This is a genomic window from Ensifer adhaerens, assembly GCF_001270265.1.
GTDB lineage: Bacteria > Pseudomonadota > Alphaproteobacteria > Rhizobiales > Rhizobiaceae > Ensifer > Ensifer adhaerens_B.
The window spans coordinates 33,740-52,124 of record NZ_LGAP01000018.1; the positions used below are offsets into that span (position 1 = coordinate 33,740).

Consider the following 18,385-nt stretch of genomic DNA (forward strand, 5'->3'; position numbering starts at 1 on the left):
ACCGCATCGTCATCAATTTGGCCATCAGTCCGGCTTGGTCAACGGCAGCGCGTCGCAATCGCCCGCGTCTTGCTGAAGGACGCGCCGATCCTCGTGCTTGGCGAGGCGACCTCCGCCCTCGACAGTGAAACCGAGGCCGCCATCGAGGAAAAGCTCAACCTTGTAATGGAGGGAAAGACGGTGATTGCCATCGCGCATCGCCTTTCGACCATTACTATGGACCGGATAGTCGTGGCCGATCACGGGCGCATTGTGGAAGAAGGGGATCGCCGTCCACCTTGCCTTGCGCCTCCTGGTGGTGAAACGCTTGGTACCTGTTGGGGAAGGCGTCTTCTGACCCCGTTGCCGACCTTCCCGCACAGAGGCTGATTGCGAAGTCCTGACCCGAGACGGTCGTTCCGCCAGGTCAGCCAGGACGGCATGGCCTGGACATGAAGCAGACCGTCAGTGCGAAATCGGGGTCAGTGTCAGCACTTCGCTGTTGGTCTTGCAGGAGTTCGGTATCCCAGCGATGCAGCCCGTTGTGGTCTGCTGGATCGTCATCGTGAAGCTGTCGCCCGACGGACCGATAGTATAGGTGCCGCTGCCAGCGCCCGCAACACCGCTTCCGGCAAGCACATAGTCTACCGTCCCGCCCGCGCGCGACGTCGGTGAGTATAGGAAATTCGCAGTGCCACCGGGAAACTTGCCAACCACCTCGAACGGCTCGTCCAGCCTCATCACGGTCCCGGTCACCACGATCCGCGCGCCGCCGCCGGTGACAGTCCAGGGGCCAGGGCAAATCTTGTCCAGCACGTGTTCGGTAATGCGGACAGCCTCGTCCACCACCGCATCGTCCTTGGCAAAGCCGGTGAAGCTGTCAACAAGCGCGCCGCCGGGGTTGGTTCTGATCTCAATGGTCCAGTCGGCTTTCCCGGCGCCGAACGTGATGCGGCCGCCAATCAGATAGTCTGCTGCTATAGTGCCCAGTTTCTTGATCGCAGTGGCCCGGTCAACATACTCCGTCTGCTGAAACCGCTGTTCCTTGTGCACCTCCTCGATCCGCCGCCATTCAACGACCCGTCCAGCGCACCAGGCAAATGGCCCACCGTCGTCCAGCATGGTGACGGCAGCGTGCACAATAGCCTCGCCAAGACCATTGCCAGCAAACTCCTGACCGGGATAGTTGTCGGTAGTGATTGTGCCGACAGCGAGCACCACATCGGCTTGTTGCGCTGTTGCGATCCCCGGTGAAAGCGAGGCGAGCCAAAGCGCGCAAAGCACAGGCACAAAACGCGACGCTAACGACCGAACCAGCACCATGATGCCCCCCGCATGGATCATGCGTTCACACTCCTCCAGTCACTATGGTCTGTCCAATGAAAACTCAGGCGCGGGGTGGTGGAACGACTGTTCCGTTCAGGTTCGCCTCAACATCCAACCGATCAACGAAAGCTTCGGATCGTCAGCGTGAAACCCGGTGAATGTCCGTCCTTGGCGCTCCCTGGTCGTTCCGTTCCGATCGGCGAGACGAACGGCAGCATTCGACCGACCCTGAACGGATTTACGGCTCTGGTACCAAGCGTTAGATTTTAACCACTAGATCATGCCGGTGAGGGAGACGTCATCGCCTCGAGGGCTCTGAAGGATCTCGTCGTCGGCTCCGGCGTTGCGTTTGAGGCACGTGGTGAAACGAACCTGCGTGACGCTCATGGAAACTGGCACACCTACGCGGCAATCGTCACGCCGGAGCGCGCTGACGAGTAGGCCCGCCGCACACCCTTGGCAGCCGCCGGCCGCAGTGGTCGAACCGACCGTTATTGCGCCGTCACCGGGCCAAGCCATAGGTCTGCGGCGATTTGCGATATGCCTCTTCGCATTGCGGTGAACAGAACCACGGCCCTTGCGGCGCGGCTCGTCGATAGGCCGAGTACGGTGCATGCATCTTGCACACCGGATCAATCCAGGCCGGATCAGCCGACGGAGCAAGCTCGATCTCATAAAGCGGGACTTCCCCGGTTACCGATCGAAGCGCCACGGTTCCGAGGTCTCGCACAAGAATGCCGCTAGCGACAGCCGCCTCGGCGATAGGTCGGGTGGCAAGCAATTGACCGGGGGATGCCATCGCAGCGATGCGCGCTGCGATGTTGACGGTCGTACCAAAGAGATCGCCTGCTCTACGGATGACTGGCCCATGGTTCAACGCCGCCCGAGTGAGCGGTATGCGTGGTTCGTTCCGGCATGCCTGCAGCAGCGTTCCGAGTGCCTGGATCGCCATTTGCGGCTCTGGAAACGAGAGCATTGCCTCATCGCCGATCCATTTAATCGGAGGCTCATACCCGCTAAGAGCGTCGCACACCATGCTCTCGAACACTTCAAGAACGCCAATCGCGACTGAATCTCCATAAACGTCGGCAATAGCGCTGAATCCAGCAAGATCAATAAACGCAACCGTAGCCGAAACGTCGGCAAAACTGCGTGTCGCTCTCATATCGCTCTCCATTGACGCGCGTTAAGCCTCTCACATCGTAATGCAAATTCAAATTTGAGAGGAAAAAAAGCGTAGCGCTCAGCGGTGCTCCGGTGCCATTGATGCAGGAGCCTCGGCGTCTTCACTGCTCGCCGCTCGCCGATCGCAATCGCCCACGCCTTTTGAACTATGGCCGGCGAGATAGCCTTCTCGAGATGATGTCCGTCTTTGCACACGTGATGGGATCGGCGGACTGATATTCGTCGCAACTTGCAACGCGCAATCGTGCAGCAGGAGAAGGATCCAGCGATGCTGGCGCGTAAACGCAATCCAGCGGACTGGGTCCTTCTCGCTCAGGCGAATGGCCGCGAAACGTTGCCTTGGGAGGAGGTAACTCCTATCGGAAACATCCTGTCCCGGCCGGATTGTCCGCTGGAGGCCGCCGCGAAGGGTCAGGCAGCAGCGGATGAAGCAAGCCCAAGGAGATTCCGCATCCGGCTTTCGTCGGGCGTGAACCCTTCTCCCCTGATAGCCCCGAAGGCTTCAGCTGCGGCCATCGTTCTTGCCGCCGCGTCCTCCAGCCGGTCCGGCCCATGTAGTCGAAAGGATACGGGCGACAGCGGACCGAACAACAGTGCCCGCTCGAGATGCGGGAAATCGCGGAGATCCGGTTCCACGCCCGCAGCGCGGGCAAGCGTGACGGCGAGCGCGTGAAGGACCGGCTGCTGGGCGCGGGAGCGCATTTCGCGGCAGGACGCCAGCCCCCTGTTCATCTCGGCGGATGAAGGCGGCGGAACCAGACCCGTGAGCGTATAGGCGATCCAGCGAGCCTGAAGCTCCAGAACCGGCAGGAACGGACCCACGAGATTGTAGAGGCCGACGAAGGCCAGTCCCGGCAACTCCGGATGGAAGGTATGGGCGTGGAGGTCGAGCCCGTTTCCATCGAAGGCGAGTGTGGCGGCGATCTCCGGCGCCAGCCAGGGCAGCGAAAGGCGATAGCCGGTCGCGAACACGATGGCGTCGGGCGCATCGACCGTCCCGTCGGAGAAATAGACCTTGTCCCCGTCGATAAGGTCGATCCAGGGCCGCATTGTGATGCGGCCTTCAGCAACGGCCGGCAGAAAGGACTGCGATTGGGAAATCCCTGCGGCGAAGATGTCGGCGTCGGGCGCCGGCGCGCCGTATTGCTCCGGGCTGCCGCCAGCACGTAGCACCGCCGCCTTCAGCCCTTCCGCCTGCGCCTCGGGTGGCAGGATCTCGCCCGCAAGCGTGGCGGCGCGGGTGAACATCACATGCTCGGTCGGAACGCCTCCGATCAGCTTGGGCAGGATATAGCGCTGGCGGCGCGCAGTCGAAATGACCCTCGCCTGGTTGAAGGCAAGGTCTGCGGCGATCTCCAGCGCACTGATCGAAGCACCGGCGACGAGGACGGAGTGGCCGCGATACCGCTCCGGCCCGTCATACTGCGCGGCATGGACCATGCCGAGCCTGCCGGCGAAACTCTCCATCCCGCGGATCTCCGGCACATCCGTCGAGGACTGGGCGCCGGTCGCAACGATGACGCGGCGGAACGACTCCTCCTGTTCCACCCCGCCGGTACGGGAGCGGATGGTCCATGCGCCGTGCGGCGCCGCCTCCAGCCGCAGCACGCGCGTGTCGAACCGGATGCGCCGGACGAGATCGAACCGGGCGGCATAGCGTTCGAGATAGGCGAACATCTGATCCTGGCGGGGATAGGTGGCGACATCCGCCGCATGGTCGAGATCGGAAAAGGCCGACATGATGCGGCTGGTATTGGTACGCATCCCGCGCCAGGTTGCGCTCGCGGCATTGGCGGTATTCCATTGACCGCCCAGCTTATCGGCCGCCTCGAACAGTACTGGCTCGAAGCCGTGCTCCGCGAGCCAGCGCGCCGTGATCAGACCCGCCGGCCCGGCGCCGATGATTGCTACGGATTCTTTTACAACGTGCATGGAAAGTCTCTCCATTGTTTCGGGGAGACCCTCTATAGTGGTTCACCGGAAGCGGCGTTGCTAAATGGTTCCTAACATGCCGGCCGCATTTCCTAAGACTTTCCTAAAAAAGAGCTTTAAGGGCCGAGATGCAGCTGACGGACGAGATAAGGCACTTCATTGCAAGCCCCGTCATGATCATCGTCGGATCGAGGGACGCCGCAAACTGCCCATCGATCGGCAGGGCCGTGGGGGCGCGCGCGGCGCGCGAGGATTGCGCGGAGGTCGTCCTGTCAGCCTGGCAATGGCCGGAGACGGCCGCCAACCTCATCGCCAACGGACAGGCCGCGATCACCTTCGCCCGGCCCTCGGACTATGTGTCCTACCAGATCAAGGGCAACGTCACGCTGCGCGCGGCCGGGCCGGAGGATCTGGAGCTTTCGGCGCTCTATCGCGCGGCCGTGCTGGAAATGTTCTCTGAGCTCGGGCTCGCAGCCGAGCTGGTGCGGCCGTGGCTGGTGGATCGCGACCCGGTCGTGGCAAGCCTGAAGGTGCGCGAACTCTATATCCAGACCCCGGGCCCCAAGGCGGGAACCGCGATCCGGGCAGAGACGCGATGATACGGCTGCGTGAGCTCGACGACTGCTTCGAAGGCGTCATTCCGTCCATCATCGCAACGGCGGCGGCGGACGGCACGCCCAATATCTCCTACCTCTCGCACGTCGCGATGGTGGACGACGATCATATCGCGATCTCCAACCAGTTCTTCGCGAAGACTGCCGCAAATATCCGCGCCAACCCGCATGTGTCGCTGCAACTGGTCAACGGGCGGACCGGCAAACAGTACCGTCTGGATGCCACCTGGGTCGCATCCGAGGATCACGGCCCGTTCTTCGCCCATGTCGAAAACCAGTTGCATGCCAGCAGCGCGCAGGCGGGCATGGCCGGGGTCATGCGCCTCAGGGCCATCGACATCTTCCGGGTCGATTCGATTGCGGCTGTCCCCTCGCCTTTTTCCACGGAGGATACGCCGGTCGGTGCGACGGCGCCGGATCTCGAGGCCACGGGACGCGTGGCGAGAACCATCGCCGAACAGGGTGATACGGAAGGTGTCATCAGTGCGTTGCTTGCGGGCTGCGGGGAACTTGGGTTCGACCATGCCGCCGTCCTCCTCCTCGGCGACCCGGCTCGCGGCCTGCTTGCCACTGTCGCCAGCCGGGGCTACGACCAGTCCGGCGTTGGCTCCGAGATCGGGTTTGGCGATGGGCTGATCGGCACGGTGGCTCTCACCGGACGCTCCGTCAAGGTGAGCGACATGAGCCGGATCCGACGGCTGGGCGCTGCTATCGGGGCGGCCGCAGCCAGCGACGAGAACCGCACCCGGACGATTGCATTGCCCGCCCTGCCGGATGCAATGAGCCAGATGGCCGTGCCGCTTCGGGTCCAAGGAGCATTGCAGGGCGTGCTTTTCACGGAGAGCCGAGAACGGCTCGCCTTCGGCAAGACCCATGAGCTGGTGCTTGAAATCCTTGCCGCACAGGGCGCGCTTGCGCTTGCCCTGTGCGAGGCGCTGGCGTCGCAGGCGCGACCAGCCAGACTCCGCCCGGTGAACGGCCCGGTCGGCGGCCGGGTGATACAGGTCGTGCACCACTCTTTCGACGACAGCGTCTTTGTCGACAATATCTATGTCATCAAGGGCGTCGCCGGCCGGCTTCTCGCCTACATGCTGGACCTTTACGTGAGCGAGGGCCGCAGCGAATTCACCAACCGCGAAATTCGTGCCGCCGCAAGCCTTCGCCTCCCCGAGATCAAGGACAATCTCGAAACGAGGCTATTGCTCCTGCGTCGGCGCATGGACGAAAGAAACCTGCCGATCAGACTGTTTCACGCAGGCCGGGGCCAGGTCAGGTTGTTGGTCAATGGCACGCCGGATCTTCAGTGCAATATCAAGTAAAAGCCGGGGGCACTGAGCGAAGCTACCTCCTCGAAAGCACTCACTTCAATCTGCAGCGGTCCCATTGAAAAAACTGTTCTTATCGCGCTGAACTTATCTAATCTTGAGCTTGGAATGAACTATTCTATGAACCAACTCTTCCGCTGCCCCAGAGGACCGGTCCATCCGAGCCAGTTCCTCCAATATGTGCGAGAGGGTATCAAGATCCAGATTCCTGGACTTCATCCAGGCGCCCATATCTCCTCCCGGCATGTGATCAAGGAAGGAATTGACGGTCTCACCAAGTGAGCGAACAGGAACCGGCCCCCGAGTGGCTCGGTCTATTGCCAAGGCGGCCGCGCCAGCAGCCACGGATACGGATACGGATACGGATACGGAGGATAAACCCGCGGTCGTATCGGAAACCAACTGAATCAGCCCGTGGGCGATGCGGCTTCCCAGCGGCAGTCCTGCCGCGGTGCATTGTACAAGTTGAGCGAAAGCATCCGTGAAGACGAATCCGCAGCTCGACCGGCCGTGTTCACCAGACGGCTGCTGCAGATCGGCGGCCGCTCGGGTAAGGCAAGCCACCGCATCAATGCGTTTTTGGTCCAGCCTCCCACCCGGCAACCAGCTTGCCAACTTCTCCGCGCGGACGCGATCTGGGTGGTCTAAGTCGCCCAATAGCCGACCGAAACTGCGCTCCGGGTAAAAGGTCGCTTTGGCCCGATTAATCAAGGTATCGGCAAGGTCTTCTTCGACAACTCCTGCACCAAGAGCGAACGACAGCGTCGATCGAATGTTCACGAGAGGCTCTGAAAGCGGCTCATAGTTGATTTCCGCCGGTCCGTGGACCAGGGCTACCTCATCGTCGCGCTCGAGTTCCCCCGTTTCGAAAGATTCGAAGATTTTTCCCACGCCGACCATGCCAAACCGGCTCAACTCCGCGGCCCTGAGGGCCCCGATTGAAGAGGCCCCATACACAGGAATGCCTTGGTCGAGCGCCCACAAGATCTCCTTGTGATGCACCGCAGGCACATGCTCGAAGTAGCCGTCGATCAAGACGATGGCTTTCGGAAAGTCAACCGCAGCCGCTATGACGTCTCCTTGAGAGGCCGGCGGGCGATAGTCGAGGTCGACCCCGGGGTAGGTCGGGTGGTGACCTCTGAGCGACGGTCCCACGAACACCGCAACTTTGTCAGTCATGTTCGCCATCGCCACCTCGGTAGGCGGCCAGCCGCCTGGCACGCGCTCCAGCTATATAGCCCGGCGCATCGCACGACCCTTCAAGCCCAGGCGCGATAACACGCACCACGGCAGCAGGAATGCCGCTATGCGATAGGTCAACGATGAGGGGTTCATCGATACCAGCAAGTCGCATTCTGCCCAAGAGGTCGTCGAGCGCATCGTCAATTCGGGCGAAACCCAGCGCACTGGGAATGTCGGTGAAGGCCTTGCCCGGACAGGAGACTGGTTCATCAAGTGGTGGCTGTGGAGGGCCGCGCACAAACAATTCTCGCGTCAGGTCATCCCTCGTTCCAGAAATCATCGTCAATCTGCTTTGGACTGCCTCGAGCACCGCTTTCCCCAGCGCTATCCCCCTTAGCGGATGGCATGCGCTACCGGCAGCAGGGCCCACGTTCCGGAACGTGGAAGAGCGGTCGGATGATATCTCGCAAAAGAACGCTGGTACGCCGAGATCACTCGTCATGTCCCAAACAGCGGCTCTCGTGCCGGATCGAATGACTGCGCTCAGAATGTCGGAGCACCACGGGTCATTAACCGATTCCAAATCGACGGCCGTTTCTTGAATCCGCGTGGCTTTGGCTCGCCACAGGGTGAGCGCGTCCCGTTCAATCAGTTCGCTGATCGCATGGACCGCCGCCTCCTTCATCGTATTCCCGGATGCCAGTCCGCCCGACCCCAACAACAAGCACTCAAGATTTGTCGGCAGCGGAAGAGCATAGTCCAAATGAACTATCTCAAAGGGGACCCATACGTTGTCACCGCTGGTCATGGCCGTTGCTCGTGCCCACAGGGAGCGGCGGGTCTTGGACGGCGGTGCCTCGACAATTCTGGGCAGGATATCCAAATCGACCACTCGCCCCTCGTCGCGCAGTTCATCGAAGGACGCGTATCTCAAGGTTACTTTGGGGTTCTCAGCACAGTGGCGTTCTAGTGCCTCCATGACTGCTGACGTTTTCGCCTCGGTCAGCGTTACACCTTTGCCGTGACAGGTTGTCAGCGACCGAGCGTTCGGTCTGTACGCAACCGCGACAGGCAATCCGATGGAATCGAGACCACTGATGTCGGCAATGCGCGAAACTCCGATTTCGCGCAAGAAAGGCGTCATTTTGGCCAGAGTCTCAGTCGGGCTTATCTCGCGAATGAATGGAGACCAAGACTCGATCTGTACCGTTTCCGACGTCACGGAACGTGGAACTTGGTAGACTTCTTCAAGCCTTCTATGTTCACGAGCCAGCAGGTGCCAAGGGGCTTCGGCTTGTCGGGTGGAAGCGTGGGAGGAACGGCTGCGAGCATTACGCCGCACTGTAGAAGCTCGCGAACGACCTTCCAGCCGTCGTCGTACTGGAAGGTCGACGCGTCGACGCGGTAGGCATCCTGGTCCCAGACATCACGGGGGATATGCAGAACAGTTCCATCGTCGCTGGCGATTATAAGATCGTGGCGAAAGTCGTCGCTGCTACCATCTTGGGGCATGGCTTCCTCCCGTTGCAAACTGCCACGATAGCACCTCGACCCCGATCTTCAATTGAAGCATCCCGCTTGTGCTGCTACCCAAATGAAGGGTGTCTATCAGCCGAAAGTTATAGAAGGTTCCACCTTCTGCAGGTGGCAATCAATTGCTGAAGGATAGATGACTGGTTTTCAATTGAACTCGCCGCGAGACTCTCGATCCCCGCGCGCACGGCTTTTGGCAACTCTTGCTGAGTGATGCTCAAGAGACGATTGCATAGTAATTTCATCCGATTGCAATCTTGATGCTCAGTTGCCAACAAGACCAGTAAGGCCGTCCACTCGAATGGGTAGGCAATCTTGGACTTGTCAAACTCCCGGACGGCCCGTTCCGCTTCCGAGTGCGCGTCCTCCAGTCGACCTCTCCTCCAGTGACCCCATGCAAGGTTTGCGCTGGTGAGCCCGACATACTCCGACATCGCCTCGACCCTCGCTGTTTCCGCTGCTTCCTTGGCTGCTTCAATGGCAGCCTTGACCTCGCCCTGCAGTCGGTAAACCAAGCTTAGATAGACGCGACAGCGTAGTTCGATCGCCTTATGGCCGGACCGTTGAGCGGCTTGTATCCCGTTCAACAGGGTGCGCTCGGCGCTTCGGAACCTGTCGTTGTGGAGATACGCAAATCCAAGGATGAATAGAGAAGATGAGATCGTAGCCAGATTGTTGGTTCGCTTGGCAGCCCTTACGTAGTCCCGGGCGTGCTTGATCGTAGCCAAAGAAGCGCGATAGCGCTGAAGTCTCAGATCCCTGAGGACGCACTGGTTGAAGAATTCCGCCAGTTGGTCAGCGGAGCAGACATTTAGATGAGGGGCGATCTGGTCCAGCAGATTGCTCATCTCGCTGCCGTTGCCGCTCCAGTAGTTGGCGTTGCATCTTGAGAGCTGAATTTCGATCCATTCGCCCAGGGCGTCTTTGGTCGATGTATCCTCGAGCTTGTTGAGGACCTGTTCGGCTTCGTCGAGGACTTGCAGTGACCGGTCCCGGTCCTGTTGAAGTGCTACACCCATTTTACGCAGCAGCCGGGCCCTTTGGAGAGGCTCATTGGACGCAAGATCCATGGCCTCGCGCAAGGCCGATTCCGCTTCGTCGATATTGTGCGAAAGGAACTGTACCTCGCTCAGTTGTTCAAGAAGAGACGTCTTCAGCTCTGCTGCGGAAGGATCAGACTCGTCCATCGCCAAGCGCAGGTGATCCAGTGATTTTCGGAAGTACGCGATGGCCTCCTTGTTCGCGAAGTTTGCCTTGGCGAGGGCGGCCGCGTGCGAATAATACTCAAAGGCCTTGGCGTCGTTCCCTCCCGAAGCCCAGTGCTGTGCGAGGAGGTGAGGTGACCCGCCTGCGGAATGGGTGTTCTCCAGGGCAACGGCAATCTTGCGATGCACCGCTTTTTTCGCCTTCGACAGCATGCTTTCGTAAATTGCGTCACGCATCAAAGAATGCTTGAAAATGAAATGACCCGGCCGCCCCGGGTCGGCCTTCACCACCTGGGCACTGATCAATCGACGCAGTGCGTTCTCCACCTCGGATCCGCGATATCCGAGCGCGGTCTTCAACACGTGAGAAGAGAATTCCCGGCCGATCGCTGCTGCTGCCTGCGGGATCTCCATCTTTACCGATAGACGGTCGATCCTAGCGAGGAGCGAGTCATGCAAAGTCATTGGAATAGATGTCACATTGAGATCGCGTTGCTGGCTTGGCTGAGACAGTTGATCGCCGTCCAGCACCGATTTCGCGAGTTCTTCAACATAGAGAGGAACGCCGTCGGAACGGTCTGCGATAGCGGCGCGGACAGGCGGAGGCAGTTCTGCGCTGCCTGCGATCGCGTCGATCAGTTGGTTCACTTCGCCATATGAGAGGCGCGGAACATCAACGATCTCATCGAAGCGCATACCGGACAGTTGCGACGTCGCTTCGCTGCGACAGGTAAACACCGCCAGCGCGTTTCGTCTTGCTGGATCATGAACGAACCGGTGGAAAAACTCGATTGTGCTTGGGTCGGCCCAATGGAGATCCTCCACGATTATCAAGAGCGTACGAAATATGGAAATCGTATCGAGCACTGACTGGATTGCACCGAACGTCCTTTCCTTCCGTCCCCGTGCGGTCAGCCCGGCAAAATGACCGTCGGGATCACCGGAGACGAGGGCAATGAGGACCTGGGCGGCGTCCCGGCGTTCTTGGCTTGTGTCTGCGACCAGCGCCTGGAACGGAGCCGACGAACCAGCAGATCCCTGCGGAATGATTGAGCGCCGGAGTTGGTCAAGCACCGGAAATAGAGGCTCGTGACTGTGAAAGGGCGAGCACTGAAACTCCAACAGCACGGAGTCTCGGCCTGGCTCGGCGTGTGTCAGCACTTCGGAGACCAAGCGCGACTTGCCAATGCCAGGATCCCCTCGAACCAGAACCGAGCGCAGGTTGCCGTTCTTTGCCTCCTCCCACAACCTCATCAAAGCATCGAGTTGCCCGGTGCGGCCAAAAATGGGCGTATCCCAGTGGGAAAAGTGCTTTACAGGTCCGCGCAGCCTTAACCCATCGACCCGCCAAAGTCTTACCGGCGATGAGATCCCCTTCATCGTGCGAAGGCCAAGATCGCTATAGACGAACTCCTCGCCCGCCAGTGTACGGGTCTCGTTCGTAACGACGATGGTGCCAGCTTCTGCTTCCGATTGCAGGCGAGCTGCAAGATTTGGAGTCCGGCCCACGACTTGGTCCTTGAGCTTCAGGTTGTCGCCTTGGATATCGCCAACCACCACGGAGCCGGTGGCAATTCCAATGCGGCAGGACAGCCCTATCTCTCTGACCGCCCTGCCGAGCTCAATCGCCGCCCGAACAGCACTTTCCGAGTTGTTTTCTCTCGCACTGGGCCAGCCGAAGTAAGCCATTACGCCGTCTCCCATGAACTGGCTTATCCTCCCGCCATATTTCTGTACCACTCGGACGGCCGTCGATTGGTAGCCAATAACGATGTCGCGCAACTCTTCGGCGTCCAGTTGTTCCGACATGCGTGTGGAGCCCACGAGGTCGCAGAAGAGAACCGCGAGGTTCCGTCGCTCCGCTCCTCCGGTCCAGCTACGGGATGCTCCTGCGCGAACCGTCCGGTGCGATCTGGTGGGAGCCTCGGACGTGGCACTGAACTGCTTCGCTGCAGCGATCAATCGTTTCCGATCGCCGACCGCCTTGACCCCGATCTCGCGAAGATCACTGCTGGTGAGATGAGTAAGAACCCCGAAATCAATGTGGTTTTCCTCAAACCGGTCTGCATATTCCAGCAAGCCTAGCTGCTTGAGCCATTGTCGGAGGGTAAGCGACATGGGCGCCTCCAATCGGGAGTACTGGAGCCTGCGGCCTTAACATACGTGGTCAGCATAGTACGAAACCGGTCACGCTCGTCACAGAATCTGCTTGACCGGCGATAGCGTAGCGAACAATCTTGGGCTCATTCGGCTCTTGTTGCGGGGTTCTCATGTCCGCCTCAACGTTGACTCTCTTGATCGTTGGCACGGGCACTGTCGGAAGCGCCCTTGCAAAACGGTTTGCAAAAACCTCGCATCAAGTCTTGCTAGGATCTCGAGACGATAAGACCGGTCAGCTTGCTGCCGAGGCGCTCGGCGTGCGAGGCGGGGCTGCGACATCCTTCGTGGCCGAGGCTGATGTGATTTTTCTCGCAGTTCCGTTTGTCAATTTGACCGAAACACTGGACCGCCTGGGAAACATAGATGGTAAGATCATTGTCGATTGCACCAACCCACTAACCTCGGACTATATGCATCTGACTATCGGGCACTCCGACTCTGCAGGAGAGACATGCCAGAGGCTTGCGCCACGCGCGAACGTGGTGAAAGCGTTCAATGCCATCTTCGCGGCTGTGGTATCCGCCGAGTTGTCGTACGGAGATATTGTTCCTCAGGTCTTTTTGGCCGGAAACGATGCTGAGTCCAAAAATCGGGTAGCGGGATTGGTCCGCGAAATCGGGTATGATGCCGTCGACACCGGCGGTATCGAATGCGCTCGGTATCTAGAGCCCCTGGCTGAGTTGATTATTCAACTGGCCTATACTCAGGGCCAAGGAACTGTCATCACACCACTAATTCTGAAGGCAAGCGGCGCCACGTCCGGCAATCATTGAGTTGCGGACGCATCATCCACCAGAACATCACTCGATCTCTATGGCCGCGTGCCCGATGACGCGCCGATTGTTGTCACGAGCAGATTGTCGTCGGTCGTCGAGCCCCGACAATCGTGTCTATCTTGGCTGGATGCGTTGGCGCGGTGAGTGCAACCGGCGGAAACGTGTAGCCTTCATCCTGCGGACCGCGCGTGACATGAGCGCGGAAGCGGCGAATGGGTCGCATGTGACGGCTTGAAATCGCCTTCCGTAGGCCTACCTACCATTGCGTTGCCTACCTTGAAGGAGCGCAGCCATGGAACTCACCGTGGTGCCAATCGTCAAGCCGGACGCCACCAACTTCATTTTTGGCCAGTCGCATTTCATCAAAACTGTGGAAGACCTCCACGAAGCGCTGGTGGGCGCGGTTCCTGGCATCCGCTTCGGGCTGGCCTTCTGCGAGGCCTCCGGTAAGCGGCTGGTGCGCTGGTCGGGCAATGACGAAGCCGTGCTCGCCCTCGCACGTGACAACGCATTGGCCATTGGCGCCGGCCACACTTTCCTGATCTTCCTTGGCGACGGATTCTTTCCCGTCAACGTGCTGGCTGCGGTGCGCGCGGTGCCAGAGGTCTGCCGCATCTACTGCGCGACGGCCAACCCGACACAGGTGATCGTCGCGCAAACGGAGCTGGGCCGCGGCGTGCTCGGCGTGGTGGATGGCGCCTCACCGCTGGGTGTCGAAACCGACGCTGACATTGCGTGGCGGAAAGACCTGCTGCGAAAGATCGGCTACAAGCTGTAGTGGCTGGAAAGTCGACGGGGCAGCATGGACAATACCGTCAAGCCCATGATCCAGACGCCCGGACCGTTCACGCAACGCCCGCGGTGACCCCGCTATGGTGCGCGGGCTCGCCGCACGCCATGCCTCCGGCGGCGCTATGGTTGCCCCATTGCGAGGACTTGCGGCGCAGCACGAGGAAACAGCGTCGGTGCGCATAGGGCCGCAGGTGCCCACAATAAGTGGTGCCCAGATCAACGAAGAACAGCCTTCGCTCTGACGCGACAATCAGAGTTCAGTTCTTGCGTTGTCGACTGCCTCCTTGACCCAGGCGAAACGTCCGGCGTGACGCCTTTAGCTAAAGGCGCACGAGACGAAAGCAATGGCGATGGTCACAGCGACACTCGCTCCAAACGCCACTTGCACGTGACAGACAAGGCCCACTCGGACCCGTTATGCCTCAAGAACAATTCGCTCGATGAGCCAACCGGCTGTCCCATCCAGATGAAGGCGTTGACCGTGAACGCGGAAGGGGACGCTCGATGAGTACCCGGCGTTGCAAAGGTGGAGCGCGGGGCGGTATGAATTCGATTGGCGCATTTCTGCCGGCCACACGTTCGAACCGCCGCAAAAAGTGAAGGAGAGTTCAATGCCTGCTGAAGCCCGGTCTCCTCGCCTCGCCGTCCTGATCGATGCCGACAACGCTTCGGCAAAAATCGTCGATGGCCTGTTTGAGGAAATCGCCAAGATCGGAGAGGCGAGCGTCAGGCGCATCTACGGGGATTTTGCCAGTGCACGATCAAAAGCCTGGATCGAGGTGCTGTCGCGGCACGCAATCATACCGCAGCAGCAGTTTGCCTATACCACCGGAAAGAACGCGTCCGATATCACCCTTGTGATCGACGCGATGGATCTGCTGCACAGCGGTCGCTTCGACGGCTTTTGCCTGGTCTCGTCCGATAGCGATTTCACAAGGCTGGCGTCGCGGATCCGCGAGCAAGGTACCGATGTCTTCGGCTTCGGCGAGCAAAAGACGCCGGAAAGCTTTCGTCAGGCATGCCGCAGGTTCATCTACACGGAAAACCTACTGCCGACAGTTGCGTCAAATGGTGCGGAACCCGCTCAGGCGCCAACTCCCCTGCAGCAGCCGAACGCTGCGACGCCCATCATCAAGAAGGTCATTTCTCAGATGGAAAGCGAAGACGGATGGGTTCCTCTCGGAGCCATCGGTACGCAACTGGCTAATCTGGCCTCGGACTTCGATCCGCGAACCTACGGCTTTCGCAAGCTGAGTGATCTCGTGCGCAAGACAAATGCCTTCGATATCGAGCATGTGGAAGGCAAGCCGTTGCGGATCCGCGTCAAGCAACAGACATCCAAGAAGAAGGCTTGATTGCCCGCCGTATTGCCCGCCGTCGTGTCGCGCTTGATCGGCCCCCTTGGAGGCGGAGTGAAGATCGCCACCCACAATGTTAACGGTTGATGTCGTCTCACGAGATCTGGCAGCAGGGCCGCTCGCTTGCGGTCACGCTCCTGTAGAGGAGCATTCATAGAGGACTTTGCCGGTCGACGCATCGATGCCTGCCAGGCTCACTTCATATCCCCAAAGCCGGCTTATATGCGCGAGAGTCGCGTCTCGATTGCTTTCCTCCAGCAAAATTCCGTTCTTGATTACATGCTTCAAACGAAGCTGCCGATCTCCCAGAAGGTCGACATCGACCACCTGTATGTCCGGTCTATTGGCCACCGGGTCATAATTGCGAGCGAGCGCGGCACGCACGGCAGAGTAGCCCCGCTCGTCATGGATGGAGGTGACTTCACAAAATTTGTTGGCCGCGCGGTCAGCGAGACGAAACAGGCGAAATTTGCGGATCACCGCCGGGCTCAGATATTGCAAAATGAAGGATTCGTCGCGGTGGTTCTCCCAGGCGTCGATCAGCGTGCCCATCGAGTTGCCGTTGCCGGCTATGGTGGGAAACCAGTCCCGATCCTCTTCCGTCGGCATCGTGCAGATGCGTTCGATATCCTGCATCATCGCAAAGCCCAGCGCGTAAGGGTTGAGGCCGTAGAAGCGGGAATTATCGAAGCCCGGCTGAAAAACAACATTGGCGTGGCTCGCCAGCAACTCCAACATTGCGCCTTCACTGAGTTTGCCCTGGTCGAACAGTCTGTTGATAATGGAATAGTGGACGAAGGTCGCGCATCCCTCGTTCATCACTTTGGTCTGACTTTGCGGGTAGAAATATTGCGCGATAACGCGAACAATTCTCAAGATCTCGCGCTGCCAGGGTTCAAGGATCAGACTGTGCTTCTCGAGGAAGTAGAGCAGGTTCTCCTCGGGAAGGTTAAGCGCCTTCTTCCGTTCCAAAGCCTCGCGCTCCACCTCCTCGATGCCGGAACTTCCGCCTGCCGTCGGCAGCGTCCGCCATAAATCGCTATAAGTCTGCTCTTCGTATTCCAGCCGCTCCCGGGCCCGCTCCGTTACCTTTTCCGATGAGAGCCGGGGGGGGCGGCGATAGTGGAACACGCCGTGATCCTGCAGGGCATGCGCCGAATCGAGAATCTCCTCCACCGCATTGAGACCATGCCGCTCCTCGCATTTGGCGATGTATTTCTTGGCGAAGTCCATGTAGCCGAGGATCGCGCCGGCATCCGTCCACTGGCGGAACAGATAGTTGTTCTTGAAGAAGTGATTGTGGCCGAAGGCGGCATGCGCGGTGACCAGCGCCTGCATCGGCATCGTGTTTTCTTCCATGAGATAGGTGATGCAGGGATTGGAGTTGATCACGAGTTCATAGGCCAGCCCGCGATAGCCTTTTTGATAGAGTTGGCTTTCGAAAACGAAGCGCTTGCCAAACGACCAGTGCTGATACATCAGCGGCATGCCGACGGACGAATAGGCGTCGAGCATCTGTTCGGAGGAGATGATCTCGATCTGGTTCGGGTAGACGTCCAGTCCCATCTCACCGATCGCTATCGCCTCGATCGCATCATAGGTGCGCGAAAGCGTCGCGAAGTTCCATTCGGAACCGTCGAACAGCAGGGTGGAGGCTGGCCGTCTTGCCATTCAATCGTCCCTTCACCTGCGCAGTTGAACGGGTTGATGCCGGGCGAAGAGTTTGCGAAAGACGGGGTAGATGTCAGCGGGCCTTGCAACGCGCGTCATCTGGAAATTCGGTACCGCACTGTCGACCGTGCGGTAGGCACGCCAGAGCGAGGTGCCGTTGTCCGTCGACCCGAAGATCTCGCTTTCGCGCTCGTCTATGATCTCGACATAGGCGTAGTACTGGCACAGACGCATAAGCGATCCCCGCAGAAGCTCGGCGCACCGCTCCGAGTCGCCGTTGGCATTGTCGCCGTCGGAGGCCTGGGCCGCATATATGTTCCAGAGATTCGAGGGATAGCGGTCCTCGATGACCCGCAGCATTTCCTCAAGCGCCGTGGAAACGACCGTGCCGCCGCTCTGCTTGCTGAAAAAGAACGTCTCCTCGTCAACTTCCCGCGCCTCGTCCGTGTGGCGGATGAACACGATGTCGATCCGCTCGTAACGACGCTTGAGAAACAGGTGCAAGAGAACGAAGAAGCGCTTGGCAAGATCCTTCTCGCGCTCACCCATTGAGGCGGAGACGTCCATCAGGCAGAACATCACCGCGCTCGCATTCGGCAAAGGCTGACGTTCGAAACGGTTGAACCGCACGTCGACGGGATCGACGTACGCGATACGCCGCCGGCGCCGTTCGATCACTTCCAGTTCTTCGCGCAAGTGCAAGAGCCTGTGGCGCTGCTGCGGGGATGGCTGCTCCTCCCTTTCCAGCGCAGCGATCTCGTCGGCAAGCGCCTGAAATTCCTTCTCGCTCGGGCGGCGCAGGGCCATGCGGCGCCCGAAGCTGTTGCGCATTGTTCGTCCGACATTGATGTTGCTGGGCGTGCCCACCGTCGAGAAACCGACGCGATGGGACTTGTAGCTGACGGTTTCCCGCAGGCTCAGCTTCACCATATCCGGAAGCTCCAGGTCTTCGAAGAAAAGATCGAGCACTTCCTCGCGCGACAGCGCGAAGACAAAGTCGTCCGTGTTTTCGCCCCGTCCGGGGCCGGCGCGCCCTCCACCGGCGCCTGTTTCCGGCTTCTTAAGTCGGTCTCCCGGCGAAAAGGTCTCGTTTCCGGGCAGGACATGGTGCCGCTCGCCGCTGGTCCTCGAATGCTGGAAACTGGGCTCGTCCGCGCCACGCTTCGGGATCGGAACGCCGTGGGCGGCGTCCACATCGATGATCTTGTCCGACTTTATCTGATCCCTTATCGTCCGCTTCAATTCCTCATGGACCCGCTTCAAAAATCGCTGCCTGTTGCCGAGGCTCCGGTCCTTGGGGTTAAGCCGGCGATCGATGAAATTCGGCATGTGCCATCCCCCGCTTGC

At 59.7% G+C, this 18,385-nt stretch carries 14 protein-coding genes and 1 pseudogene; 6 read left to right on the forward strand and 9 right to left on the reverse strand.

Features of this window, described 5'->3' with window-relative positions:
• Window positions 1-36: 36 nt before the first annotated feature.
• A pseudogene (locus AC244_RS35580) lies at window positions 37-369 on the forward strand (ABC transporter ATP-binding protein); the annotation flags it as partial.
• Window positions 370-444: 75 nt separating this feature from the next.
• Here the strand turns inward: AC244_RS35580 and AC244_RS22420 are convergent.
• The 3 genes from AC244_RS22420 to AC244_RS22435 all read right to left on the reverse strand — a co-directional run bounded on the left by AC244_RS22420 (window position 445) and on the right by AC244_RS22435 (window position 4,422).
• Window positions 445-1,323 carry a hypothetical protein gene (locus AC244_RS22420; protein WP_053251041.1) on the reverse strand — a complete coding sequence of 293 codons (879 nt, stop codon included), beginning with the start codon at window positions 1,321-1,323 and terminating at the stop codon, window positions 445-447.
• Window positions 1,324-1,807: 484 nt separating this feature from the next.
• Window positions 1,808-2,470 (reverse strand): hypothetical protein, encoded by a 663-nt coding sequence (locus tag AC244_RS22430; RefSeq protein WP_152976059.1) that lies wholly within the window; start codon window positions 2,468-2,470, stop codon window positions 1,808-1,810.
• Between the two features lie 431 nt (window positions 2,471-2,901).
• Window positions 2,902-4,422: a flavin-containing monooxygenase gene (locus AC244_RS22435; RefSeq protein ID WP_234717002.1), complete on the reverse strand. Its 1,521-nt coding sequence runs from the start codon at window positions 4,420-4,422 to the stop codon at window positions 2,902-2,904.
• 128 nt (window positions 4,423-4,550) lie between these two features.
• Between AC244_RS22435 and AC244_RS22440 the strand changes: the two genes are divergently transcribed.
• Both AC244_RS22440 and AC244_RS22445 read left to right on the forward strand, forming a co-directional pair.
• Complete coding sequence (locus AC244_RS22440) at window positions 4,551-5,021, forward strand: pyridoxamine 5'-phosphate oxidase family protein (protein ID WP_053251045.1); 471 nt, start codon at window positions 4,551-4,553, stop codon at window positions 5,019-5,021.
• Window positions 5,018-6,355, forward strand: a complete 1,338-nt coding sequence (locus AC244_RS22445) for a pyridoxamine 5'-phosphate oxidase family protein (protein WP_053251046.1) — start codon at window positions 5,018-5,020, stop codon at window positions 6,353-6,355. Before AC244_RS22440 ends, AC244_RS22445 begins: the two co-directional genes overlap by 4 nt.
• Before the next feature lie 93 nt (window positions 6,356-6,448).
• On the opposite strand, the gene AC244_RS22450 is transcribed toward AC244_RS22445, so the two are convergent.
• The 4 genes from AC244_RS22450 to AC244_RS22465 all read right to left on the reverse strand — a co-directional run bounded on the left by AC244_RS22450 (window position 6,449) and on the right by AC244_RS22465 (window position 12,399).
• Window positions 6,449-7,549 (reverse strand): TfuA-like protein, encoded by a 1,101-nt coding sequence (locus AC244_RS22450; protein WP_234717003.1) that lies wholly within the window; start codon window positions 7,547-7,549, stop codon window positions 6,449-6,451.
• Window positions 7,533-8,765 (reverse strand): YcaO-like family protein, encoded by a 1,233-nt coding sequence (locus AC244_RS22455; protein WP_268750772.1) that lies wholly within the window; start codon window positions 8,763-8,765, stop codon window positions 7,533-7,535. Before AC244_RS22455 ends, AC244_RS22450 begins: the two co-directional genes overlap by 17 nt.
• Complete coding sequence (locus AC244_RS22460; protein WP_053251047.1) at window positions 8,762-9,055, reverse strand: hypothetical protein; 294 nt, start codon at window positions 9,053-9,055, stop codon at window positions 8,762-8,764. Before AC244_RS22460 ends, AC244_RS22455 begins: the two co-directional genes overlap by 4 nt.
• 107 nt (window positions 9,056-9,162) lie before the next feature.
• Window positions 9,163-12,399 carry an AAA family ATPase gene (locus AC244_RS22465; RefSeq protein WP_053251048.1) on the reverse strand — a complete coding sequence of 1,079 codons (3,237 nt, stop codon included), beginning with the start codon at window positions 12,397-12,399 and terminating at the stop codon, window positions 9,163-9,165.
• A gap of 152 nt (window positions 12,400-12,551) precedes the next feature.
• Here AC244_RS22465 and AC244_RS22470 point away from each other — a divergent pair, with 152 nt between their 5' ends.
• The 3 genes from AC244_RS22470 to AC244_RS22480 all read left to right on the forward strand — a co-directional run bounded on the left by AC244_RS22470 (window position 12,552) and on the right by AC244_RS22480 (window position 15,364).
• Window positions 12,552-13,214: an NADPH-dependent F420 reductase gene (locus AC244_RS22470; protein ID WP_053251049.1), complete on the forward strand. Its 663-nt coding sequence runs from the start codon at window positions 12,552-12,554 to the stop codon at window positions 13,212-13,214.
• Between the two features lie 295 nt (window positions 13,215-13,509).
• Window positions 13,510-13,995 (forward strand): adenosine-specific kinase, encoded by a 486-nt coding sequence (locus tag AC244_RS22475; RefSeq protein ID WP_053251050.1) that lies wholly within the window; start codon window positions 13,510-13,512, stop codon window positions 13,993-13,995.
• A 625-nt stretch (window positions 13,996-14,620) separates the two neighbouring features.
• Window positions 14,621-15,364 (forward strand): NYN domain-containing protein, encoded by a 744-nt coding sequence (locus tag AC244_RS22480; RefSeq protein WP_053251051.1) that lies wholly within the window; start codon window positions 14,621-14,623, stop codon window positions 15,362-15,364.
• A gap of 132 nt (window positions 15,365-15,496) precedes the next feature.
• Here AC244_RS22480 and AC244_RS22485 read toward each other — a convergent pair whose 3' ends face one another.
• Both AC244_RS22485 and AC244_RS22490 read right to left on the reverse strand, forming a co-directional pair.
• Window positions 15,497-17,038 carry a SpoVR family protein gene (locus tag AC244_RS22485; RefSeq protein WP_053251052.1) on the reverse strand — a complete coding sequence of 514 codons (1,542 nt, stop codon included), beginning with the start codon at window positions 17,036-17,038 and terminating at the stop codon, window positions 15,497-15,499.
• A 12-nt stretch (window positions 17,039-17,050) separates the two neighbouring features.
• A complete protein-coding gene (locus AC244_RS22490) occupies window positions 17,051-18,367 on the reverse strand; it encodes a YeaH/YhbH family protein (protein WP_053251053.1) in 1,317 nt (438 codons plus the stop codon).
• Window positions 18,368-18,385: the final 18 nt, after the last annotated feature.